22 protein-coding genes and 2 other annotated features are annotated in these 23,409 nt (G+C 26.4%); of the genes, 17 read left to right on the plus strand and 5 right to left on the minus strand.

Going from position 1 to position 23,409, the window contains the following annotated elements; translation table 11 throughout:
- Window positions 1-109 precede the first annotated feature (109 nt).
- The 15 genes from IC758_RS09375 (at window position 110) to IC758_RS09445 (ending at window position 17,852) form a co-directional block, all read left to right on the plus strand.
- Window positions 110-1,417 (plus strand): hypothetical protein, encoded by a 1,308-nt coding sequence (locus tag IC758_RS09375; RefSeq protein WP_227483140.1) that lies wholly within the window; start codon window positions 110-112, stop codon window positions 1,415-1,417.
- Between the two features lie 86 nt (window positions 1,418-1,503).
- Window positions 1,504-1,764 (plus strand) — a binding site (T-box leader).
- Between the two features lie 132 nt (window positions 1,765-1,896).
- Window positions 1,897-2,700 carry an amino acid ABC transporter substrate-binding protein gene (locus tag IC758_RS09380; protein WP_227834424.1) on the plus strand — a complete coding sequence of 268 codons (804 nt, stop codon included), beginning with the start codon at window positions 1,897-1,899 and terminating at the stop codon, window positions 2,698-2,700.
- Between the two features lie 37 nt (window positions 2,701-2,737).
- Entirely contained in the window at window positions 2,738-3,349 is a 612-nt protein-coding gene (locus IC758_RS09385) for an amino acid ABC transporter permease (RefSeq protein ID WP_227435933.1), read from the plus strand.
- A 32-nt stretch (window positions 3,350-3,381) separates the two neighbouring features.
- Entirely contained in the window at window positions 3,382-4,053 is a 672-nt protein-coding gene (locus IC758_RS09390) for an amino acid ABC transporter ATP-binding protein (RefSeq protein ID WP_227435935.1), read from the plus strand.
- A gap of 458 nt (window positions 4,054-4,511) precedes the next feature.
- On the plus strand, window positions 4,512-4,874 hold the full coding sequence (locus IC758_RS09395; protein WP_227435937.1) for an arsenate reductase family protein: 363 nt from the start codon (window positions 4,512-4,514) through the stop codon (window positions 4,872-4,874).
- Window positions 4,875-5,698: 824 nt separating this feature from the next.
- On the plus strand, window positions 5,699-6,400 hold the full coding sequence (locus IC758_RS09400) for a DUF4253 domain-containing protein (protein ID WP_227435938.1): 702 nt from the start codon (window positions 5,699-5,701) through the stop codon (window positions 6,398-6,400).
- A gap of 364 nt (window positions 6,401-6,764) precedes the next feature.
- Window positions 6,765-7,583: an ATP-dependent sacrificial sulfur transferase LarE gene (larE, locus tag IC758_RS09405; RefSeq protein WP_227860926.1), complete on the plus strand. Its 819-nt coding sequence runs from the start codon at window positions 6,765-6,767 to the stop codon at window positions 7,581-7,583.
- 53 nt (window positions 7,584-7,636) lie between these two features.
- Window positions 7,637-8,785, plus strand: a complete 1,149-nt coding sequence (locus IC758_RS09410) for a THUMP domain-containing class I SAM-dependent RNA methyltransferase (protein WP_227483138.1) — start codon at window positions 7,637-7,639, stop codon at window positions 8,783-8,785.
- Between the two features lie 147 nt (window positions 8,786-8,932).
- Window positions 8,933-10,312 (plus strand): hypothetical protein, encoded by a 1,380-nt coding sequence (locus IC758_RS09415; RefSeq protein WP_227435946.1) that lies wholly within the window; start codon window positions 8,933-8,935, stop codon window positions 10,310-10,312.
- Window positions 10,313-10,340: 28 nt separating this feature from the next.
- Window positions 10,341-11,039, plus strand: a complete 699-nt coding sequence (walR, locus tag IC758_RS09420; protein WP_227435949.1) for a cell wall metabolism DNA-binding response regulator WalR — start codon at window positions 10,341-10,343, stop codon at window positions 11,037-11,039.
- A 2-nt stretch (window positions 11,040-11,041) separates the two neighbouring features.
- Window positions 11,042-12,475, plus strand: a complete 1,434-nt coding sequence (gene walK, locus IC758_RS09425) for a cell wall metabolism sensor histidine kinase WalK (RefSeq protein WP_227435951.1) — start codon at window positions 11,042-11,044, stop codon at window positions 12,473-12,475.
- 21 nt (window positions 12,476-12,496) lie between these two features.
- A complete protein-coding gene (truA, locus tag IC758_RS09430; protein ID WP_227483137.1) occupies window positions 12,497-13,237 on the plus strand; it encodes a tRNA pseudouridine(38-40) synthase TruA in 741 nt (246 codons plus the stop codon).
- Window positions 13,238-13,342: 105 nt separating this feature from the next.
- Window positions 13,343-13,550, plus strand: a binding site (T-box leader).
- A gap of 262 nt (window positions 13,551-13,812) precedes the next feature.
- On the plus strand, window positions 13,813-15,012 hold the full coding sequence (locus IC758_RS09435) for an argininosuccinate synthase (RefSeq protein ID WP_227435954.1): 1,200 nt from the start codon (window positions 13,813-13,815) through the stop codon (window positions 15,010-15,012).
- Between the two features lie 397 nt (window positions 15,013-15,409).
- Window positions 15,410-16,462, plus strand: a complete 1,053-nt coding sequence (locus tag IC758_RS09440; protein ID WP_227834423.1) for a BtrH N-terminal domain-containing protein — start codon at window positions 15,410-15,412, stop codon at window positions 16,460-16,462.
- A gap of 226 nt (window positions 16,463-16,688) precedes the next feature.
- Window positions 16,689-17,852 (plus strand): MerR family transcriptional regulator, encoded by a 1,164-nt coding sequence (locus IC758_RS09445; RefSeq protein ID WP_227435959.1) that lies wholly within the window; start codon window positions 16,689-16,691, stop codon window positions 17,850-17,852.
- A gap of 55 nt (window positions 17,853-17,907) precedes the next feature.
- On the opposite strand, the gene IC758_RS09450 is transcribed toward IC758_RS09445, so the two are convergent.
- From IC758_RS09450 to IC758_RS09470, 5 genes are all read right to left on the minus strand, one after another.
- Window positions 17,908-18,288 (minus strand): DUF4363 family protein, encoded by a 381-nt coding sequence (locus tag IC758_RS09450; protein ID WP_227435961.1) that lies wholly within the window; start codon window positions 18,286-18,288, stop codon window positions 17,908-17,910.
- 2 nt (window positions 18,289-18,290) lie between these two features.
- Window positions 18,291-18,950: a DUF421 domain-containing protein gene (locus IC758_RS09455; RefSeq protein ID WP_227435963.1), complete on the minus strand. Its 660-nt coding sequence runs from the start codon at window positions 18,948-18,950 to the stop codon at window positions 18,291-18,293.
- 107 nt (window positions 18,951-19,057) lie between these two features.
- On the minus strand, window positions 19,058-20,029 hold the full coding sequence (locus IC758_RS09460) for a 3'-5' exonuclease (RefSeq protein WP_227435965.1): 972 nt from the start codon (window positions 20,027-20,029) through the stop codon (window positions 19,058-19,060).
- 40 nt (window positions 20,030-20,069) lie between these two features.
- Window positions 20,070-20,420 (minus strand): hypothetical protein, encoded by a 351-nt coding sequence (locus IC758_RS09465; protein WP_227435968.1) that lies wholly within the window; start codon window positions 20,418-20,420, stop codon window positions 20,070-20,072.
- Between the two features lie 286 nt (window positions 20,421-20,706).
- Entirely contained in the window at window positions 20,707-21,663 is a 957-nt protein-coding gene (locus tag IC758_RS09470) for an L-threonine 3-dehydrogenase (RefSeq protein ID WP_227823858.1), read from the minus strand.
- A gap of 441 nt (window positions 21,664-22,104) precedes the next feature.
- Here IC758_RS09470 and IC758_RS09475 point away from each other — a divergent pair, with 441 nt between their 5' ends.
- Together IC758_RS09475 and IC758_RS09480 are read left to right on the plus strand one after the other, a co-directional pair.
- Window positions 22,105-22,275, plus strand: coding sequence for a hypothetical protein (locus IC758_RS09475; protein ID WP_227435972.1), 171 nt, complete (start codon window positions 22,105-22,107; stop codon window positions 22,273-22,275).
- Window positions 22,276-22,716: 441 nt separating this feature from the next.
- Window positions 22,717-23,085 carry a C-GCAxxG-C-C family (seleno)protein gene (locus tag IC758_RS09480; RefSeq protein ID WP_227435975.1) on the plus strand — a complete coding sequence of 123 codons (369 nt, stop codon included), beginning with the start codon at window positions 22,717-22,719 and terminating at the stop codon, window positions 23,083-23,085.
- The last annotated feature ends 324 nt before the right edge of the window (window positions 23,086-23,409 follow it).

Here is a 23,409-nt window from a genome sequence, read left to right on the forward strand (position 1 = left end):
CATAATTAATAAAAATAATATATTGAATTATATAATAGATTGGGTTTTACTAAATAAAAAAGAAATGAAATCCCCATGTTATTATACAAAAGCAAAGGTGGGAATAAAAATGAAAGAAATTGATGATTCTATAACATCAGAATATTTAAGCTATGGTATCAATGAAGATATTAGTATCTATGAAGGTAGATTTTGTATATATTTAGATAAGAAATATAGATGTAATGGAAAAATTTATTATAAAATGACACCTCCAATATCCATAAGTTTTAAAGCAGATATAGGTTGCATTGAAGATATAGAAAATGAAGATGAGAACTTAGTTTTGGACTATGATAATGCTATTCTTGAAGTCTATGGTTATAAGATTATTTCTATAACAATAAACACTCTAAGTGATTTTGTGATAGAAGGATATATCAATGATGATTGTATAAAATCTAAAAACTCTTATGTTGAACATGTAGATTTTAATATAATAAACTTAGATAAAATACCTGGAAAACTTATAAAATACAATGATAAGGTATATGCAGGTAGAATTGAATTTGATATAAATGATTATGTTGTTACTATAGATAAACGGTATGATTATAGAAAAGAATTGAAGTCAGATTTAAAGTCTAAATCTGGTGCAATAATAACTCATATAGGTAGGATTAGAAGAAAAGATGGTAGAATTTTTAGAACTAATAATACAATAAATCTTTTAGATAGAATAGCAACAGCCTTGAGTTTTATGTGTGGCAGATATGTTGGATTTTGTTTGGCAAAAGGATATAGAAATGGTAATGAAGTTTATAGAATTTGGAATGAAAATCAAATAACACCTTTTAGATATGTACCAACATGGTCAGATACGCTGTCGAATTATCATAATATAGAAAAATATATAAGTCTCATGTGCAAAAAATTAGAAGATTTTTATTATGGTTCTGCGATAAAGAGTGTCGTTGATTGGTATATAGAGTCTCTTGGAAGTGTGACTATGGAAAATAATATAATATCTGTACAGATTGCACTTGAAACTTTGTCATATGTAGTGCTGGTAGAGCAAAATAAGGTGCTTACAGATGAAACTTTTGACCATAATTTGGCATCTAAAAATATCAGACTTCTACTTGATATATGTAAGATACCATATGGTAAATATGAGTTAGACATATTTGATAGCATGATAAAAAAGAAGTTTGATGATGGAATAGATTTAGTTATTTATTTAAGAAATAGTATAGTTCATCCAAGTAGAAAAGCTCATAGAGCTACACTAGAAGTTGAAGACATTTGGAATATCATTTCAATAGGAACAAGATATATTGAGCTTGTTTTGCTTTTTATTTTGGGATATAAAGGAGAGTATTCTAATAGATTGGTAGAACGATGCTATGGTGAGGTAGAAGTTGTACCTTGGAATTAGATTTTTATATTTATTTTAAAATATATATTGACAGATATTGCCTTATGATATAAAATCAATATCATAAATAAGAATTCAAAACAACATTAAATGCGATGAAAAGAAATAGTAAAAGTAGGTAATCTTAAACAGAGAGTTTCCGATTGGTGAGAGGAGCAATAGATTTTACTTTGAACACATCTTTGAGCAGGACTCTGAAAGAGTAAAAATACTTTACTAGGAGTTTCCCGGTATCCTTGCATCCGTTATAGTGCTAGAGTATAATTTTTATTGTACTTAAAGAGGTTAGTGTCGTGAGGCATTAATGAACAGAGGTGGAACCACGAGATTTAACTCCCGTCCTCTAGCAATAGCTAGAGACGGGAGTTTTTTAATATAATTTTTTAAGCGCGCAGAGAATTATATTGCAATAGATACATTTTTTCTGAAATAATCAAAATATTTAAAATTTAAAAATTTAAAAGACGAGGGAGAATATTATGAAAAATATATTAAAAAAATTAGGATTATTTACAATTATGTTAGGTTTAGTAAGTGGAATGGCAGGTTGCTCAAAATCAGATAATGAAAAGGATAAAGATGCTTCAAATGCATCAAAAAAAGAGGTAATTGTAGGATTTGATAATACATTTGTACCAATGGGATTTTTAGATGAAAAAGGAGAAACAGTGGGATTTGATGTTGATTTAGCAAAAGAGACATTTAAGAGACTTGGAATGGAAGTTAAATTTCAACCAATAGATTGGTCAATGAAAGAAACAGAGTTAAATGATTCAAAAACTGTAGATGTATTATGGAATGGATATTCTATAACAGATGAGAGAAAGAAAATAGTATCATATACAGAACCTTATTTACAAAATAAACAAATAATAGTTACTTTAAGTGATTCAAAAGTAAATACAAAAGCTGATTTAAAAGATAAAGAAGTTGGAACTCAACAAGGTTCAACAGCTCTTGATGCAGTAGAAAAAGATAAAGATTTTATGAATAGCTTAAAGGGTGGAGCACCAGTTCTTTATGATACTTACGATAAAGCACTTAGAGACTTAGAGATAGGTAGAACTAGCGCAGTTGTTGGTGATGAAGTTTTAATTAGATACTATATGGGACAAAAAGGTGAAGATAAATATAAAGTATTAAAAGAAGATTTTGGATTAGAAGATTATGTTGTAGCAACATCTAAGGAAAATCCAGAACTTTGTAAAAAAATAAATGAAACATTAAAAGAAATGAAAAAAGATGGAGTTTTTGACAAAATTTATGATAAGTGGTTTAAATAAGAGATAAGTTAGCTGTTAAGAAGGGGGCACTAAAGGCATGTTACAAGGTTTAGAAATAGTTATAGCAATGTTTTGTATAACATTAATAGTATCAATTCCATTGGGGATTGGAGTTGCATTTTTAAGATTATCAAAAAATAAATTAATAAGTGGTATTACACAATGTTATATATTAATAATGAGAGGAACACCTTTACTTTTACAAATGATAGTCATATTCTATGGTTTACCTCTTATAGGAATTGTATTTGACAGATTTACAGCTGGAATAGTAGCTTTCTTCTTAAATTATGCAGCATACTTTGCAGAAATATTTAGAGGTGGAATACAATCAATAGATAGAGGTCAATATGAAGCTTCAAAAGTACTAGGGTTTGACAAATTTACGATGTACAAGAGAATAATATTTCCACAAGTTTTTAAAAGAATACTAGCACCTATTTCAAATGAAGTAATTACATTAGTAAAAGATACATCTTTAGTATATATATTAGGATTAAATGATATTTTAAGAATATCTCAAATAGCAATGAATAGAGAAGCAAGTTTGTTACCACTATTTGAGGCAGGAGCAATATATCTTATATTTGTAGCTATACTTACTAAGGGATTTGAATTACTTGAAAAAAAATATTCTTATTACAGATAAAGCTACAATAATTATAGGAGGAGGTTTTTTATATGTTGAAAATCAGGAATTTAAATAAATCATTTAAAAAAAATAAAGTGCTTAAAGATATTTCTTTTGAACTAGAAGAAGGTCAGATTGGAGTTTTGCTTGGTAAATCTGGTGCAGGGAAGACCACAATATTAAGATGTATAAATGGTCTTGAAGAATTTGATAGTGGAGAAATTATAATAGATAATGAAATAATAAAAAGTAAGAAAGACATGGCAAAAATACGTGGTAAAATAGGTATGGTTTTTCAAAACTTTAATCTATTTCCTCATATGACTGTCCTTGAAAATATAATTGAATCTCCAGTTAATGTTTTTAAAGTCCCTAGAGAGGAAGCTGAAAATAGAGCTAAAGAACTTTTGAGACTAGTTGATTTGGAAGAAAAATTGAACTCATATCCATTTGAGTTGTCAGGAGGACAGCAACAAAGAGTTGCAATAGCTAGGTCTTGTGCATTAATGCCAAAAGTTCTTTGTTTTGATGAGCCTACTTCTGCACTTGATATTGATACTATTCAAAAAGTAGTAAATATAATGAATAGGCTTAAAGATAAAGGCATGACTATACTGATAATTACACATGATGTTGTATTTTCAAATAGTGTTGCTGATAAGATTATAAGTATAAAAGATGGTATAGTTGAGGATATTCAAATAAAAGAAAAAATTGTTTAAATTTTTAAAAACGGAATTTATATTGAAATTTTATAAAAAAATAAGGATTGTTTGTCTGACTTTTACAATGAAAAATATAAATTTTGATATATTAGAGCAGTTAAAATTTAATTTAACTGTGTGGTAAAAAAGTCGTGATATCAAACTGTCACGGCTTTTACATGTATACAAATTCAAAAAATGTATAATGTAAGATTAAAATTATAGAAATACCATACTTCACACCAAAATAGCTAAAGAAAAAGTATGAGGAGGAAGAATTTATCATCAACAGTAGCAATTATAAATTTAATGAAAGCAAATATGGAGATTTTAATATAACTAAGACTGTATCTATTGATGCTAGAAAATTTGAACTGTTCTATCGTATTTATGATAAAACTTGATTATAATATACATATTATGGGTATAAAAATGTAAATATAGAGATAAAAAATTAGAAAGGAAGTTTTACTATAATGATTAAATTATATGGATATACAAAATGTTCTACAGTTAAAAAAGCAAAAAAATGGCTTAAAGAAAATAATTTGGAATTTGAGGATATAGATATGGTTCAAAATCCACCAACTAAAAATGAATTAGAATTAATTTATAATATTAGTGGATATGATATAAAAAAGTTTTTTAATACAAGTGGAATGAAATATAGAGAATTAGGTCTTAAAGATGTAGTAAAGACTGAGTCAGATGATAAACTGCTAGAAATATTAGTAAGTGATGGTATGCTTATTAAAAGACCACTACTATTTGATGGTAAAAATGTACTATTAGGGTTTAAAGAAGATGTATGGAAAGATATTTTATTAAAGGAAGAATAGAAATCAATGGGTGTATTAGTTAAAATTTTTAATTGGTACACCTATAAATTTATGTATTAAATTTACTTTTGTTATACATAAATAATAAGAAATACACGTGAATATACAACTCTAATAAATTTTACAGGTATATTATTCTACTATTTTCTCAATGCAGTTAAAATTTATACATAGTAATTACTGTTAATTACAAGTTAGAAAAGTACATTTCTAGTCTCTATGTAAGTGTTTTTAGTATTGGGATTAAAAGCATATCAATAGAATTATTAGCTATTAGATAGTAGAATCTTGTACTTTCTGAGTTTAATATATTAAATAAATACATATCTTTTCACATAAAAGTACTATTAAATCTAAATCTTGATTTTAATCTATTAATTCTTGCAAACATGCATGTGATTTATTAGAATTTATACTATACATAAAGTCTAATATTATTTATTATTTTGGGGATATTTGTTACTATTAAAAAAATTCACATTGACCTTGTCTCAAATAAATTTAATGTAAATAAATATATCCTTTCTTATACAAATTATATCATTTATTTTATTTAAAATAACATAATATTACAACGAATTATTACAAAATTACTTATTATTAACCATGAACATTTGTTTTGTGATATTATATTTATATGAGGATATTGTCATAAAAACGTTATATTTATACAAAAAATTAAATGAAAATTTATTTAATATGAATGTTTTTTATAAATTATACCTCTACTTATAGTTTTACAAATAATAATAGTATTTAAAAATTTGACAACAAAAAAAGAAAACTTTCAAAAGAATTAAATCTAAAAAGAATAGGAGATAAATATGGGTATTGAAGATTTATATGGTTTTGAATGTGTTCCTGTGAACAATGAGATTGATATTGACAATTTATTGGAGACAATGATAGAAGATGGAAAAGAAAAAGGATATACACCAATTATAATTATCGATGAAAAGGTAGGATTGCTAAAAGAAAACATTGATATTGTCAATAAAGAGTATGGTTCTCTTGAGAACTACAAAGAGCATTGTCTGAAAAAATATAATGAAATTGATGTAAATGAATTTTTCAAGTGTAGGAAGAGTGAAATTTCAGAGGTGGTAAAGGAACTCATAGAGTCAGAAGATATTTTTTGTGATTATAAAAGTTTTAACCCAATTACAAATATAGATATATTTCAAGAAAATAACAAAGTTTACATAGCTAAAGTTCCAACAACTAAACCTTATGAAGTATTTGCATATATACCAATTGGTGGATTTAACGATTGTCCTAGTGATGAAGAGCATATAGCAGTTGCAAAATATTGGTACGAAAATTATGGAGCATACCCAATAGCAATTGGATGTGACACAGTCCAATATTTTTCAAAAAATATACCTAGTGACAATACAATGTTCAATAACCTATGCATAGAGTTAATCTTGTACTGTGAAGATATTATTGTACAAGGATATGAGACATTAAGAGCTCTAAAAGAGGTAATACAAGATTCTACCATATGGCTTTTTTGGTGGGATTGATATAGAGCTCTGTAAACTATAAGTATTAAGTTTTTAAAACATTTTTAATGATAGTATCTTTTTGTAATTTACAATTATATCGATAAGAAGAGTAATTATATGAGAATAAAATCGTGAACTTAGCCATGAAGATAGGCTATTTAGGCTTCATGGCTTTTAAGTATATTACTGTATTACACTGTTTTGTTTTTATATAGTGTAATACAGCAATATGCTTAAATTGTAAAGATATAAATAAAAGTACTTTAATATTATAATTAATATATTTAAAAGTTATTCTAATTTTTTAAATATATACTTTATATGTTATAATCATTAAGTATGTAAAAAATAAGAATAGTTTTAGAGTTCATATTTCATTGATATGGAGGTAGATTTAGTGAAGGAAAGAGAAAAGTTAGAAAAATTAAGAGAAAAATTGATTGAATTAGAAAGTGTGGCAGTTGCTTATTCAGGTGGAGTTGACAGTAATTTCTTACTTAAAGTAGCAAGAGATACATTAGGAGATAATGTTATAGCTGTAACTATTCATGCAATGATGCACTCAAATAGAGAAATAGAAGAAGCAAAACAATATACTAAAAATTTTGGAGTTAAACATATTATATTAAAAATAGAAGATTTTGATTTAAAGGAATTCAAAGAAAATGGTGTTGAAAGATGTTATTATTGTAAAAAATATATATTTACTAAAATAAAAGAGGTCGCAAAGGAACATAATATAAAGTACATAGTGGATGGAACCAATGTAGATGATTTAGGAGACTATAGACCAGGTCTTAAAGCACTAAATGAACTAGAAGTAATTAGTCCATTGAAAGAAAGTGGATTAAAGAAAAATGAAATTAGGTTACTTTCAAGAGATATGAAGTTAGAAACTTTTAACAAACCATCATTTGCATGTCTGGCAAGCAGAATTCCTTATGGTGTTGAAATTACAGATGAAAAGCTTAGGATAATAGAAAAAAGTGAAGAATATTTATCTGATTTGGGCTTTTCTCAATTTAGAGTAAGAATGCATGGAGATATAGCTAGAATAGAAGTTAATCAGGAAGAATTAGGTAAATTTTTTGAAAATAACAATTTTAGTAAAGTTGACACTAAATTAAAAAAATTTGGCTTTAAATATGTTACACTAGATATGTCAGGATATCAAATGGGAAGTATGAATTTAAACATGTAAATAGGTTAAAAAATAAATAATCGTTGTAATTAATATAGGAAACAGGAGGTTTTATGAAAAACTATACATTAATATCGCCATGTTTTTTTGGAATGGAAAAAATGTTGGCTAGAGAAATTACTAATTTGGGATATGAAATAATAAAAACAGAAGATGGAAGAATAACATATAAGACTGATGAATTTGGGATAGCAAAATCAAACATGTGGTTAAGATGTGCAGAAAGAGTACATCTTAAGATTGCTGAGTTTGAAGCAAAAAGCTTTGATGAATTATTTGAAAATACAAAAAGGATAAATTGGTCTAAATATATACCTTATGGAGCTCAATTTCCTATTTCAAAAGCTTCTTCTATAAAATCAAAATTATACAGTACACCAGATGTACAAGCTATAGTAAAAAAAGCTATTGTAGAAAGCTTGAAGAAAAGTTATTTAGAGGATGGTTTGCTTAAAGAAGATAAAGAAAAATACCCTATATTTGTATTTATACACAAAGATAAAGTAACTCTTTCAATAGACACAACAGGAGATGCTTTACATAAAAGAGGATATAGAGAAAAAGCAAATAAAGCTCCGATAAGAGAAACTTTAGCTTCTGGACTTATCTACTTAACTCCTTGGAAAGCAGGTAGGACTTTAGTAGACCCTATGTGTGGTTCTGGTACTATATTAATTGAAGCAGCTATGATAGGTATAAATATGGCACCTGGATTAAATAGAGAATTTATATCAGAAAAATGGAGAACGCTTGATAAAAAGATTTGGTGGGATGTAAGAAAAGATGCTTTTAATAAAATAGACAATGAATCTAAATTTAAAATTTATGGATATGATATAGATGCAGAATGTATAGATATAGCTCGAGAAAATGCAGAAATAGCAGGTGTAGATGAATATATAGAATTCAATGTAGGAGATGCAACTGAGTTTGAGAGTGAAGAAGAATTTGGATTTATAGTTACCAATCCTCCTTATGGAGAACGATTGGAAGATAAGGATAGTGTTAAACAATTATATAAAGAGCTTGGTTATGCATTTAGAAAGTTAAAAAATTGGTCATATTATCTGATAACTTCCTATGAAGAATTTGAATATGAATTTGGACAAAAAGCAGCTAAAAAGAGAAAATTATATAATGGTATGCTAAAAACTAACTTTTTCCAATATCCAGGGCCTAAACCTCCTAGAAATAATAATTAGATTTTATATTTATCATAAGTTTTATCAAAATATAAAGTTTTGTTAAAATAAGTAAAACCTTATGAGGATTTGAAACGTCTAACTATTGTGAGGAGATTTTTGCGAGAAAAAAGAAAAATTTAAGATTGTAGGATTAGGAGGGGTTAAATGAAGTTATTAAAGCTTATTATTGTATCAGGCTTAATGATGTTATTTGTTACTGGATGTAATGTTAAAACTGAATCTCCAGAACAATTGGCAAAGATACCTAACTATGATGATACAAAAAAAGTATTGTACGATGGTATAGATCAGCTACTAAAACCAGACTCATCTATGATATTGCCTTCTAATACAAAAGAGGTAGGAAAAATAAATAAGGTAGATTTAAATAGTGATGGAGTTGATGAATTAGTAGTATTTGAGCAAAAAGAAGATTTAAGTAATAATGTTAATAAAGTAGGTTTTGTAACTTTAAGTTACAATGGTGAAAAATATGTACTAGGAGACCATTATTTAGAAAATGGAGAATCAATAGAATATGCTAATTTCTATGATTTGGATTCAGATGGATATAAGGAAGTTATTTTACTTGTTAAATCCAAAGATAAAACTAATATGCATATATACAAAGTAAGGGATAATGAAATCACAAAAGTATACGATTTAGATGCTTCTTGGATTCAAAATAAAGAAGATTTTAACGATATGAAGGTAAAGATTGGTTATATAGATGGAGATGACAAGATAGATATATTAATGCTTCATTTGAATAATAAAACTAATGAGATGTTTGCAACTGTTGCAAATTTTGATGGAACTATGAAGGTTAAGGATTATGTCAAATTTGAAAATGTAAAAAATCTAAATGAGTTATATATAACTCTAGGTAATGTTGCTTCATCTGTTGGAAATTCAGCTGCATCCATCAAAGGTGTTGTACTAGATATTCCCATGTTAAAAGAAAATAATTATATCACACAGATATTATATATGAAAAATGATAAAATTCAAAAAGTGTTTAGTGATTATGATAAAACTATTACTAAACCTTATTACATACCTGTTGATGATGTTGATAAAGATAAAATTATAGAGATACCTATAGTTGCTGGAGGGAATAGAAATACTTATACCTCTAAAGCATCTGCTAATATAAGTTGGTACAGATGGAATGGGAAAGAAGATTCTAATTCAAAATTAATATTTATAAGCCAGATATACTATAATTATAAATACAATTTTAGATTATTTATGCAAAATAATTTAGTAGATAAAATAATTGTTGAACAAGAATTTGTTGGGGAAAAAGCTGTATTTAAATTTTACTATTTTGATTATTCAGAACGTAAGAATTTATTTAATATAATAGTAGAGAGTAAAAATAAACTTGAAGATAGAAAAAGTGCAAATACACAAAATTCTATTGTACTTCAAGAAAGCGATGAATATACTTTTTTACTAACTATAAATGATGCAAATGAAATGGATAAGTTAGATATTACGATAGACGCATTAAAAGAGTATTTCTCATTAATATATGGTTAATATTACACTCAATTGGAGGTTTTATTTTATGAAGGAAAAAATACTTATACTAGAAGATGAAATTGGAATTAGAAGTTTTGTCAGTATAAACTTAAAAAGAGAAGGCTATGAAATAGTTGAAGCAGGTACTGGTAGAGAAGCTATAGAAAAAATGACAACAGAAAGTGATATTACAATAGCTCTTTTAGATGTAATGCTTCCAGATATAAGTGGGATAGAGGTTTGTAAGTTTATAAGGGAAAATTTTGATCAAGTTGGGATAATAATGCTTACTGCAAAAGCTCAAGAAGATGATAAAATAGAAGGATTTATTTCAGGAGCAGATGATTACATCATAAAACCATTTAGTATAAAGGAACTTTTAGTTAGGGTTTCTGCTCTTATCAGAAGAGTTGCAAAAGATGATTCAAATGTTAAGTCAAGTGAGATAGTCTCGCCACCATTTATACTTGATATAGATAAAAGAAAATTATTTAAGAATGGTAAAGAGATTGAACTTACTCCAACAGAATTTTCAATAGTAAAATATTTGATATCAAATGCTAAACAATCATTAAGTAGAGATCAGATATTAGATGAGGTATGGGGAACTAATTATTTGTATGATTTTAAAATAGTAGATGTAAATATAAGAAGGATAAGAAATAAAATAGAAGATGACCCATCAAAACCAAAATATATACAAACTATTTGGGGTTATGGATACTGTTTTAGAAAGGAAGAATAATAGTGTTACATTTTGAAGGTCTGAGAAAAAAAGTAATAAAAAACTATTTTATAATAATTATTATAATGGTAACTCTGTTTGAAGGGCTATTCATGTTTTATATACAAAACTATTACTATGATTCTGTTAAACAGTTACTTGAATCTGAAATAAAATACGCTGATGAATATAATGCTATTACAATGGAAACTACAAGCTTTGAGAAAAAAGTTAAAAATATTTTTGATAAACAGCCATTAACAAAGAATTCAGAATTTGGGATTTCGATAATAGATAAGAATAAAAATGTTATATTGGACCAATATGGATTTAAAAGTAAAGAAAAAGCAAATTATGAAGATGTAGATAATGCATTAAGAGATGTAAAGACTAAAAATTTAACACCATATACTTATAAAATACCAGATACAGGAGAGCATGTCATGAGCATCTCCTTACCACTCAAAGTAAATAATATTATAGAAGGTGTTGTTAGATATACTGTTTCATTAGATGGAATTGATAACGCCATATTAAAGCAAGCTACATGGCTTATATTGGCGGGAATATTTATACTTATTATAGCTATATTAATAAGTCTCAAATTTGCTGAGACTCTTATAAAACCATTGAGAGAGCTAAAGAAGTTTGCAAACGAATTAGCTGTAGGAAACTACAATATAAAATTGGAAAATATGAAGATTGTAGATGATGAAATTGGTGATTTAGCACAGACATTTGAACATATGGCACATGAAATTGATAAGAGTGAAAAATTGAAAGAAGAATTTATATCTTCTGTATCTCATGAGTTGAGAACCCCTCTTACATCTATAAAGGGATGGAGTGAAACATTAGGATATGAAAGTATAACTAGAGAAGAGTTAGATTTAGGTCTAGGTATTATACAAGATGAGACAGAAAGACTTATAAAGTTGGTAGAAGAATTATTGGATTTCTCAAGGCTTTCTTCTGATAGGATAAAGCTTCATATTGATATAGTTGATGTTGAAGGATTAGTTGTTGGGGTTGTAAATCAGTTGAAAGTTAAAGCAGCTGAAAAAGATATATCACTTTTATTTGAATTTGAAAATGAATTCATAGAAAATATCCAAGGAGATAAAAATAGACTAAGACAAGTTCTTATAAATTTAATACAAAATTCATTTAAATTCACTAGTCAGGGTGGTTACATAAAAGTTGTAGCTTCTCAGGATGAAGATATAACAACTATATCAGTTGAAGATAATGGTTCAGGTATAGAAAAGCAAAATTTAAATAAAGTTTTAGATAAATTTTTCCAAGAGGATTACAACAAGGCTGGCAGTGGATTAGGTCTTGCAATTAGTAATGAAATTGTAAAACTTCATGGTGGAGTAATGAAAATAGAAAGTGAAAAGAATGTTGGAACAAAAATAACTTTTAATATAAAAAATAAATTTGCTAAACAGGCATAAATTCTTAGAAAGAGGATTAAGATGAGAAATATAAAAATGATAGTAGCATATGATGGTTCAAGATACAAAGGTTATCAAAAATTAGGCGATAATGACATGACTATACAAGAAAAGCTTGAGTCTGTCTTAAGTAAAATGGCCAATGAAACTATTGAGATAATTGGTTCTGGGAGAACTGATATGGGAGCACATGCAAGAGGTCAAGTTATAAACTTTAAAACAAATTGTATGGATTCAGTAGATAAAATTCAAAAATATCTATATGAATATTTGCCAGAGGATATAGTTGTAAAAACTGTTGAGGAAGTTGATGAAAGATTTCATTCAAGATACAATGTAAAATCAAAAACTTATTTATATAAGATTGATAATAATAAATATCACAGTCCTTTTATGAGAAAGTATGCTGCACACATAAGTAAAAAATTAGATTTAGATAGAATGAGAAAAGCAAGTGAGTATTTAATAGGAGAACATGATTTTACTAGCTTTGCTTCTTCTAAGTCTAAGAAAAAATCTAATGTAAGAGAAATTTACTCAATAAATATAAAAGAAAATGATGATATTGTAGAAATATATATAGAGGGAAATGGATTTTTATATAATATGGTAAGAATAATAGTAGGAGCATTAATAGATGTTGGCCTTAAAAGAAAAGCACCACAAGATGTTAAGCATATGCTTGAGTCGAAAGACAGAAGCAAGTCATCAGACACCGCACCAGCTAAAGGACTATGCCTTTGGAAAGTAAAATATGAGTAAGCTTAAAGAGAAAATATTTTAAAAAGAAAATAAATTATATAGTTGACATAAATGGAAAAATAAACTATTATATATTCTATAAGAGATGTCTAAAAAATTTGATATTTAAATCCGATGAAAAAGAGAGTAACTTTTATGTATTTTATAGAGAGCTGAGGATGGTGGAAGCTTAGCAAATAAGTATTAGTGAAAAGAACTTTGGAGGATGCTAATTGAATTTAGTATGTTAGTAGGTAATCTCGCCTTAAGAGAAAGAGTGGATAAGTTTATCTTATCAATTAGAGTGGTAACGCGGATATATTTCGTCTCTTGGTTTTTCCAAGAGGCGTTTTTTAATATATTTATTTACTAATATGTATTTAGTAGTTATACATTTACTGATTGATTAGCTAAGTTTATCAATAAGAGTGGTACCGCGGATATTTCGCCTCTTAGTATTTAAAAATACTGAGGGGTTTTTTTAGTATTAAAATGATTTTATAAGAATCTATATTTTTAAAGTCATTAAATATTAAGAGTTTCTATTAAAAAATAAAAAATATAAAATTATAATTTAAAATTGGGAGGAATTAACAATGAAGGAAAAAGTAGTATTAGCATATTCAGGAGGACTTGATACATCAATTATAATACCTTGGTTAAAGGAAAATTATGAAGATATAGAAGTTATAGCTGTTTGTGGAAATGTAGGTCAAGAAGATAAAATGGAAGATGTTTATGAAAAAGCTTTACAAAGTGGAGCATCAAAAGCCTATGTAGATGATATAAGTGAAGAGTTTGTGACGGAAACTATATTTAAAGCTGTAAAAGCAGAAGCAAAATATGAAGGAAAATACTTATTAGGAACTTCTTTAGCAAGACCTATAATAGCTAAAAAATTAGTTGAAGTTGCTCATAAAGAAGGAGCAAAATATATATGCCATGGATGTACAGGAAAAGGTAATGACCAAGTTAGATTTGAAGCTACAATTGCAGCCCTTGACCCAACTATAAAAGTTATAGCTCCTTGGAGAATATGGGATATAAAATCAAGAGAAGATGCTATAGATTATGCTGAGAAACACAACATAAAAGTAACAGCAACTAAAGCTAAAATATATTCAGTAGATGCTAACCTTTGGCATGTATCAACAGAAGGTGGAGACATAGAACATTTACAAAATGAACATAAAAAGGATGTATATAAACAATGTGTAGACCCTGAGGATGCATGTGATGTAGCTGAATATGTAGAGGTTTATTTTGAAAAAGGTGAGCCTAAAAAGATAAATGGTGAAGAATTATCTCCAGTGGCATTAATTCATAAATTAAATGAGTTAGGTTGTAAGCATGGAATTGGAGTTATAGATATAGTTGAGAATAGACTTGTTGGTATGAAATCAAGAGGTATATATGAAACTCCAGGAGGAACAATTCTTTATGAAGCACACAATATTTTAGAAAGTGCTACTTTAGATAAAGACACACTACACTTTAAGCAAATGATATCTTACAAATATGGAGAGCTTATTTATAATGGATTATGGTACTGTAAATTAAGAGAATCTATAGATGCATTTATGGAACAAACTCAAGATAATGTTACAGGGACAGTAAAAGTTAAACTTTACAAAGGTAATATAAAACCTGCTGGAATATTTACTGAAAATGCACTTTATGATGAAGGAATATCTTCTTTTGGAGATAGTGAACTTTATGACCATAAAGATGCAGAAGGATTTATTAATTTATTTACTTTACCACTAAAAATTAGAGCTATGAAGGCTGGGAAATAATAGAATATAGTAAATTAAAATTATTAGAGTATATAAGAAACGTTTTTTAGTTTTTTATATACTCTTTTTTATATAAAATTATTATATTATTTGTAATAATTTATTTGATTACAATACAAGAAATTTTAAAACTTATTTTTCTCAAGATTTTCTACTTATTTACAAGCATTAAAAGTCTAATTTTATTATAAGTTACACAATATGAATACTTATTTTTGAATTTTGCCATTGACTCTCACATTATAGGAGGGTTTATACTAGGTTTAATTAAAAATATACATGAAAAAGCTACTAATCGTAGAAGGCAATAACCATATCATTTGAAATTATAAAGATATAATTTATGAAAACACTATTAATTCCATAATGAAATTATTTATAAATGGAGGTAAATTAAATGAGGAAAATAATTGAAATAAAGCACCATTTACATGATTATGAATGTATGTGGAATGGTATAGAAGATATATATATGAATAAAATGGGTGAATCTCTGCCAAATGATTTTTTCTTTTTATTATCAGGTTTTGGCTCGTTTTGTTATCTAAAAACAAATAAAAAAGAATTAAAGAGAATGGTTGCTTTGGGGGATGGAAGAACCAAAAAAATGTATGAATTTTTAGCACCTATTGTTGGTTTTGAATATAAACACTATGAGTTTAAAAAGTATGAACAAGCTTTAAAAAAAGCAAAATCAGAAATTGATTCTGGTTATCCAGTTGTTTTAGGAGCCTTAGATATGTATTATCTGCCATATTATGAAAAATTATATCATAAAGAGCATATTCCTTTTCATTATGTGCTTATGGTAGGGTATGATGATATAGAAGAAAGAATATATTTATATGATTGTGGGATAACTGATTTAATCTCTATTTCTTATGATGAACTATGTGAATGTATGAATTGTAGTTATCCTGGATTAAGCAAAGCGAATACAATTTGTACAGTTAGAATGAATAGTTCAAAGAATAAATATCAGATTGCTCAAGAAGCACTCGCTATAAAGCGTGATATGTTTTTAAATCCACCTACAGGGTTTTTAGGATATAAAGGTTTTGAAAAGTTTATCAAAGAATTGTCACAATGGAAACATGAACTGGAAAAAGATGACTATGATAGGATTTTAGCTAATATGGTTATGTTTTTTGGAACAGTACCAACTATTCCAAATGCAATCAAAGGAATTGAAGAACCAGATAGTGTCGAATTTAAAGGTGGTTTTGATAAAATGAGCAAGATGCTTAAATCTATTGGAACTGAATACAAAAATGACTGTTGGGTAGAAGTAGCAGAGATTTTTGAAGAAAGCGCAATTATAATTGAAAAAATATCTAATATAATAATAGATTATTTATTGAATAAGGCTGATGAAACTGAAAAACTTCCTTTACTATTTTCCGAAATTTTGAAACAAATGAAATCTGGATACTTAATGTTAGGTATATGAATATAGAACAAGATTTCTTTTTAATAAAAAGTATATTAACTAGATAATCAAAATTTAAATATGAAATGAGTTCAAAAAATCAAATTATATATTTATAAAGTGTTGACTCTAACACCACGTTATATTGTAATATGAAAACATAGTTTGAAAATATTAATAAATACTGATAGGTATATAAATATTTATTAATATTCGTAGCTGTAAAATAAAATTTTGAGGTGAGGCAATGAGAACAGTAAAACAAGTTTCAGATTTGACAGGAATAAGTGTGCGCACATTACATTACTATGACGAGATAGGTTTATTAAAACCAAGTGAAATTACAGAAGCAGGGTACAGGTTTTATGATGATGAAGCTATTAAAACGCTTCAACAAATTTTATTTTTTAAAGAGCTTGAGATACCTTTAAAAGAAGTTAAAGATATAATGTTAAGCCCATACTTTGATAAAATGCATGCTCTAGAAAGTCAAAGAAAGCTACTTATTATAAAACGTAAAAGATTGGATAGTCTAATAGAAATTATAGACAAAACGTTAAAAGGAGAAAATGTAGTAAACTTCAAAGAATTTGATATGAGTGAATATTTTAAAGTATTAGAGGAATTTAAAATAGAGCATGAAGATAAAGTAATTAAAATTTATGGTAGTGTAGAGAAATATAATGAACATATTGAGAAGTTTAAATCTAAAGAAGATGAAATTGCTAAAATGGCTATAAAAATATATGGAAGTATTGAGAAATATTCTGAGGCTATAAAGAAAAATTTTAATAGTGATATATTGACTTTAGCAGAACAATTTGATGAATTTAAAAAAGACTGTTTGGAAGATAATCATCCAAAATTAAGTGAACTATATAAAATACTTGTAGCAGATTTAAATAAAAATCCTTTATCAAAGGAACTTCAAAAAATTGCTAAAGAGATAACAGATACATCTAAGAAAGATTATGAACTTTTTAATATGGAGTATGGAGATGATAATTGGTATAGCATGGTGCAAAATTATTTACTAAATCCTATATGGATAAAAGAAGTTGATAAAAAGTATGGTAATGGAGCGTGTAAATTTATTGGAGAAGTTTTGAAGAGTTATTTAGGTAATAAACAACCCAAAATAAACATATTATATGAAAAGCTTGTGGCAGACTTAAGTAAAAATCCTTCTTCAGAAGAGATTCAAGATATTGTTGGAGATATAGTATATGAAACTAACCGAATGAATGAATTTTACAAGATAGATGAAGGAGAGAATCATTTAGATTATTTGTCAGAACTTTATTTACAAAATTCTAGCTATATACAGGTGACTGATAAGAAATATGGTAAAGGAGCATCCAAATTCATTGGAGAAGCTCTAAAAATTTATTCTGATAGTAGTAAATTGTAAATAAACAAATAAGGATATAGAATTATTACTTTATCTATATCCTTATTTGTGACTGTTAAAATATATAATTTATATCAAACTTAACACTTTCAACAATATTTCCTAAATATGTTTTTATGCTTTCAACTTCTTCTAAGGATTTTAATTTATTTTCAGTATAAATTGCTTTATCAAGAATATTAAATTTTAGACCTATTTCGTCAAAGTATTCATGATTTAAAACTTTATACCAATGATTTCTTTCTTTAGACCATCTAGTAGATATAGAATCAGCTTCTTTTTGAGCTTTTTCCCATTCTTCATTTTCTATAGATTTCTCTAATATAGACATATTGTTTTTGTAATCTTCCGTAAAATCATATAGTTTATTATTAACATAAAATCCAAATAGCATAAATAAAACAGCCCATAGTATAACAAATGTTGTAGATTTCAATATTAATCACCCTTCTTATTTTGAATAAATATTTTGTCATTTTCATCTAAAACACAAATAAGAACATCTTTAAAAGTTTCTATGTGGTTAGACTTTAAGATACCCATTAACCAGTTAGTATCTTTTTCAGCCATATCAAGATTTTTATTTATTATTTTACCATCCAAAATAAGTGGAATTGGTAAATGGTTAAAAGCTCTTGGAGGAGTACTATTATAACTTGATGCTGGAACCACACTTAAATTACCATCAGTCTCTAAAATAGCATATTGTACATCTTTTATGTTGAAGTAACCTTGAATTCTCAATTGTTCTAACAACTCATCTATACTAACTCTTTCTTTTTTAAGTTCATTATATACAATCTTTCCTTTGTCAATTAAGACAGAAGGTTTACCTGATAAAAATGAACTTAATTTTCTGCTTTTTAAGGATAAAAATGAAATTAGAGTCTGCATAATTACAAGGCCAGTTATTGCTGCAACACCATTTATAATTGGTATATTATTATTTTCCATTGGGACGGATGCAACTTCTGCAATTAAAAGTGTTATGACCAAGTCAAAACAGTTCATTTCAGCGATTTCACCTTTTCCCATGACTCTAAGTGCAATCAACACTGTTATGTATAATATAATACTTCTTATTAATACCACTGTCATATCTATCAATTACTCCTTTAAAAAATATTTATACTAAGTTAGTATATCCTATATAAAAAAAATAATTCAGATTATAAAAAATACCTTAAACAATTGAATTCAATCATTTAAGGTACTCTTGATAATCTCAATATTAAATTTTTTATGGATTTTCTATTACTTTTATTTATCTTAACTACAGATTCAACAAAATTCTTTTTATCACCTAATTTCAATACAAAATCAGGATATTCTTCAAATTCATTGAGCTTTATTAATTTAAAAGAAGAAGATAAGTTTTTGAAGTTGATAATTTTAGAATTATTTACTAATACACTTCTTTTTTTAAAATAAATGTCTTTTTTACTTATATTTAATATATTGAATATTTGTTTAAGATACATTATTATATCTTCTGGAGTCTTATCAAATTTAAGTTCAAAATTTTCATCCTCAAAATAGGGAATATAATATAAAGGATTTTTAATAGGAGGCAGTTTATTGTATAATTCTTCAAGTGTATTAGTATCTTTAGGATAGTTAAGGTAAAAGCATTTACATACATTCATTAAATCCAGAGCATCTGAAAGTGAATTATGTTTAATTTCTCCCTCTACAGAAAAAATCTTTTTCATATTTAGTAAAGATAGTTGCTTAGATAAGACTCTATTTTTATATGTAATATGCTGAGATATAAAAGGTTGAATATCAATCATCATATTGAATAACTCTAAGCAGGTACCCGCATATTTATATACTCTAAAGGAATTTAGAAGACCAGCAATATCAAAATCACCCCAATTATATATTGTAACATCGCTAAATTTTTTAAACCATTTGAAAAAATCATCCATAACATATAAAAGATTAGGAGCATTATTAATTTCTAACTGGTTTAATTTAGTGAGTTTTTTACACTTAAATGAAAGTATTTCATTGTATTTTGGTTTAACTAAAGAATAATAATCATCAACTATATTAAAGTCATTATCTACCAAAACACAACCTATTGAAATCAATTCAGCTCCACTATATTCTAGCTTGTATTTATTATCATCTAATATATTAAATTCAAAGTCTATAAATAACTTGTATTTCATAAATTAAAAGCACATCCTCATAGATATTTATTTAATGAGATTAAGCGTCATAAGAATCAATTGATATAATGATTCTGAACATCAAAGGCTCATTACAACTTTTATTTATTTCGTAATTTAAATCAAAGGAATCTTTTAAGATAGAATTTATAAGTATTCTTTCCCAACCTATTTTTAGATTAACCTTAGCTTCTAACAATTTAGTTTCTATCTTTTTAAATATTTCTATATTCGCGGGTATTATACTGAGTTCAATATTACTTTTAAATGGGTTAGATTTTAAATCAGTTATAAGAATGTTCTTTAATTCTTCTGTAAGTTCAGAGATTAAATTATTGCCTATATATTCTTTAATTATTTCTTCTCTAATTTCTCTTAAATTTAGCAACATTAACACCTACTACTTGTATTATAATATGCAAAGTATAGTAAAATTTGATTAAGTTTTTTTATTATACTTGCAATAGTAGCTTTTTCCTTTCTGTTTATTTTTATATGATTAATCCATATTAGAAAACTACTAATATGCTTATAAAGAATAGTTTGTTGTATGTTAAAAATAAAAACTGTTAGTCTTTCAGAGAATAAAAGCTATGTAAAAGTGAAGATTATAAAATAGAATCATAAATATAAGATGTTTTATTCTCTGAATTTTTTGGTACTAAATTCTTAATTTGTTATTTGCCAATTCCTTTTTCTGATAATTTTTCTAGCATATCCTTAGTCATTTTATCTAAATCATAATTAGCTTTAAAACTCCATTCATTTACAGCACTGCTACTATCTAATGAATTAGGCCAAGAATCAGCTATACTTTGTCTTACAGGGTCTACATCATACTCTATTGTAAAATCGGGTATGTATTTTTTTATAGAATCAGCTATTTCTTCAGGAGCAAAACTCATAGCAGTGATATTAAAAGCATTTCTATGAATAAGTTTTTCAGCTGGAGCTTCTATTAAATCTACTATAGATTGAAGAGCATCAGGCATGTACATCATATCCATTTTTGTACCTTCTGCTATGTAAGACTTATATTTTTTATTTTTTAATGCTTCATAATATATGTCAACTGCATAGTCTGTAGTTCCACCACCAGGAGGAGTAACGTAAGAAATAAGACCAGGAAATCTAACTCCTCTAGTATCCACTCCAAATTTTGAATGATAATAATCACATAGTAATTCACCAGATACTTTAGTTACACCATACATAGTATTAGGTCTTTGTAGTGTATCTTGAGGAGTCATGTTTTTTGGAGAATTTTCACCAAATGCAGCTATTGAACTAGGTGTAAAAAACTTACAATTCAATTCTCTAGCTATTTCAAGACCATTTATCAATCCATCCATATTTAAATTCCAAGCTTCTAAAGGTTTACTTTCTGCAACTGCTGAAAGCAGAGAAGCTAGATGAATTATAGTATCCACATCATATTTTTTTGCGATTTCAAAGAATCGATTTTTATCTGTGACGTCTAATATTTCAAATATACCAGATTCACATACAGGATTTCCTTCTTTTGTTCTTCTTGAGCTAGCAATTACATTTTGTTCTCCATATTCATTTCTTAGCTTGAGTGTTAATTCTGAGCCTATTTGTCCTAATGCACCTGTTATAAGTATTTTTTTCAATTTGCTAACCTCCTTAGAGTTTAATTTGTGTATTATTGCTTATTTTTATTTTAGCAAATCTTTTGTTTAAATACAAAGAATTAAACTACTTAATGCATTACTTAATTTAATAAATTATAATAAATGTTTCAGAGTTTAATGTAATAAATATCAAAATTAAGTATATAGCATATAGGTAAGACATAGTAATAGTAACGTTTATATATATTATTTATGAAATTGTTTTTAAAGATAGGTAAAGTACAAAGAGAGTCAAAGTGGACAGTGGATTAAGTTTAAAAAGTAATATTTATAAGATTACTTTTGTTTAAATTCTAAATTTATTCTAATGTACTTCACATATATCACATATATAAAGTTTAAAATTACTACAAAGATAAGTATTAAGTAAGATTAAAAATTAAATTAATTTGTATAAAAGTTTAAAGGAGATAAATTTATATGTTATATAGAGTTGATAGAGATAAAATATCTAATATTGGAATACTGGAATGTGCTACATTAATAAGAAAATTAGCACAAAAAATAGCTAAGGAAAAGGGCATAAAGGAACAAGAAGCATGGAATGATGCTGTTAGTGTATATAAACAAAAGTATAGGTATTTAGTTTAAAGAATAACTTTGATATATCCTTCCCATAAAATCTGAGAATAAAAATTATATGTTTTTATAAGCGTATTTCTTATTAAATTAAATCTTAATGAGGTATAAATATAGAGTATGTGACTAAGTCACAGAAGTCAAAGTAAATTTAGGATATAATATTAAGATATAACAAAGATGTTTCTACAAATAAAAAAGTATCATAAGTATTGAACTGAGTATAAATGTTGTTTTTAGTTTAGTTGTAACTTATTGTAGTTTTTTGTTAAACATTGTTTTGTAATATTTGAAGTATTAGACAATCAAATGAATAAAATTATGAATTTTTTGAAGTAAATACAATTCTAAGTTTATAGTCATAATAAATATTATATAAAAAGGTTAATAATATTTTATTTATACACTATGAGAACACGTAAACTAAAATAAAAATTGAAAGGAAGTATAAAAATGACAAGACCATCAATATATCATAGCCAAGGATACACTTGTGCAGAAGCATTAATAAAATCTTATAATGAAGAACATGAAACAGATATACCAATTTCAATAGGAAGTGGTATGGGAGTTGGAATTACTGTAGGGAGTGTCTGTGGAGCTGTAAATGCAGCAGTTGTTATAATAGGATATTTAAATGGACGAAATAATAACTTAGATGAAAATATGGCAAGAAAGTATTCAAGAGAATTAATGAATAAAGTAAGGGCTAAATACAGTACAGAAATATGTGCTTCATTGAAAAAAAATAAAGTAAGCTGTGGTGAAATAATAAATTTCACATATGATGCCTTAAATGATATACTAGAAGATCAAAAATAATCTTGAAAAATGAGCATTTCCCATTTAGGGGAGTGCTATTTTTTATTAGATAAATATTATTTTCTTTTAATATAATTTTTAAATCAATTTGATTATATTTTAGCCAATATAATTTAATATAGAAAATATTAATTGACAAGAAAAAATATACTATGCTAAATAAAAATAAATTATTTAACATAAAGAGAGTAGATATAATTATGTCTATAAGATTGTAGAAACTAATAAAAAAATATATTAATTATAAAGAAATATATAAGAAAATAAAAGAGTTAATGAATATAATATAAAGTAAAAAAGTATAAAATTATATAATACTCTTAT

It is taken from the genome of Clostridioides sp. ES-W-0016-02 (assembly GCF_020641035.1).
Taxonomy (GTDB): Bacteria; Bacillota; Clostridia; order Peptostreptococcales; family Peptostreptococcaceae; genus Clostridioides.

Bases quoted from the DNA above. Each gene is read 5' to 3' on its own strand.
- IC758_RS09395 (WP_227435937.1), top strand. From the start codon at position 4,512: ATGATTAAATTATATGGATATACAAAATGTTCTACAGTTAAAAAAGCA.
- IC758_RS09475 (WP_227435972.1), top strand. From the start codon at position 22,105: ATGTTATATAGAGTTGATAGAGATAAAATATCTAATATTGGAATACTG.
- IC758_RS09415 (WP_227435946.1), top strand. From the start codon at position 8,933: ATGAAGTTATTAAAGCTTATTATTGTATCAGGCTTAATGATGTTATTT.
- truA (WP_227483137.1), top strand. From the start codon at position 12,497: ATGAGAAATATAAAAATGATAGTAGCATATGATGGTTCAAGATACAAA.
- walR (WP_227435949.1), top strand. From the start codon at position 10,341: ATGAAGGAAAAAATACTTATACTAGAAGATGAAATTGGAATTAGAAGT.
- IC758_RS09385 (WP_227435933.1), top strand. From the start codon at position 2,738: ATGTTACAAGGTTTAGAAATAGTTATAGCAATGTTTTGTATAACATTA.
- IC758_RS09400 (WP_227435938.1), top strand. From the start codon at position 5,699: ATGGGTATTGAAGATTTATATGGTTTTGAATGTGTTCCTGTGAACAAT.
- IC758_RS09410 (WP_227483138.1), top strand. From the start codon at position 7,637: ATGAAAAACTATACATTAATATCGCCATGTTTTTTTGGAATGGAAAAA.
- IC758_RS09460 (WP_227435965.1), bottom strand. From the start codon at position 20,029: ATGAAATACAAGTTATTTATAGACTTTGAATTTAATATATTAGATGAT.
- IC758_RS09480 (WP_227435975.1), top strand. From the start codon at position 22,717: ATGACAAGACCATCAATATATCATAGCCAAGGATACACTTGTGCAGAA.
- IC758_RS09455 (WP_227435963.1), bottom strand. From the start codon at position 18,950: ATGACAGTGGTATTAATAAGAAGTATTATATTATACATAACAGTGTTG.
- IC758_RS09435 (WP_227435954.1), top strand. From the start codon at position 13,813: ATGAAGGAAAAAGTAGTATTAGCATATTCAGGAGGACTTGATACATCA.
- IC758_RS09445 (WP_227435959.1), top strand. From the start codon at position 16,689: ATGAGAACAGTAAAACAAGTTTCAGATTTGACAGGAATAAGTGTGCGC.
- IC758_RS09390 (WP_227435935.1), top strand. From the start codon at position 3,382: ATGTTGAAAATCAGGAATTTAAATAAATCATTTAAAAAAAATAAAGTG.
- IC758_RS09440 (WP_227834423.1), top strand. From the start codon at position 15,410: ATGAGGAAAATAATTGAAATAAAGCACCATTTACATGATTATGAATGT.
- IC758_RS09375 (WP_227483140.1), top strand. From the start codon at position 110: ATGAAAGAAATTGATGATTCTATAACATCAGAATATTTAAGCTATGGT.
- larE (WP_227860926.1), top strand. From the start codon at position 6,765: ATGGAGGTAGATTTAGTGAAGGAAAGAGAAAAGTTAGAAAAATTAAGA.
- IC758_RS09465 (WP_227435968.1), bottom strand. From the start codon at position 20,420: ATGTTGCTAAATTTAAGAGAAATTAGAGAAGAAATAATTAAAGAATAT.
- IC758_RS09380 (WP_227834424.1), top strand. From the start codon at position 1,897: ATGAAAAATATATTAAAAAAATTAGGATTATTTACAATTATGTTAGGT.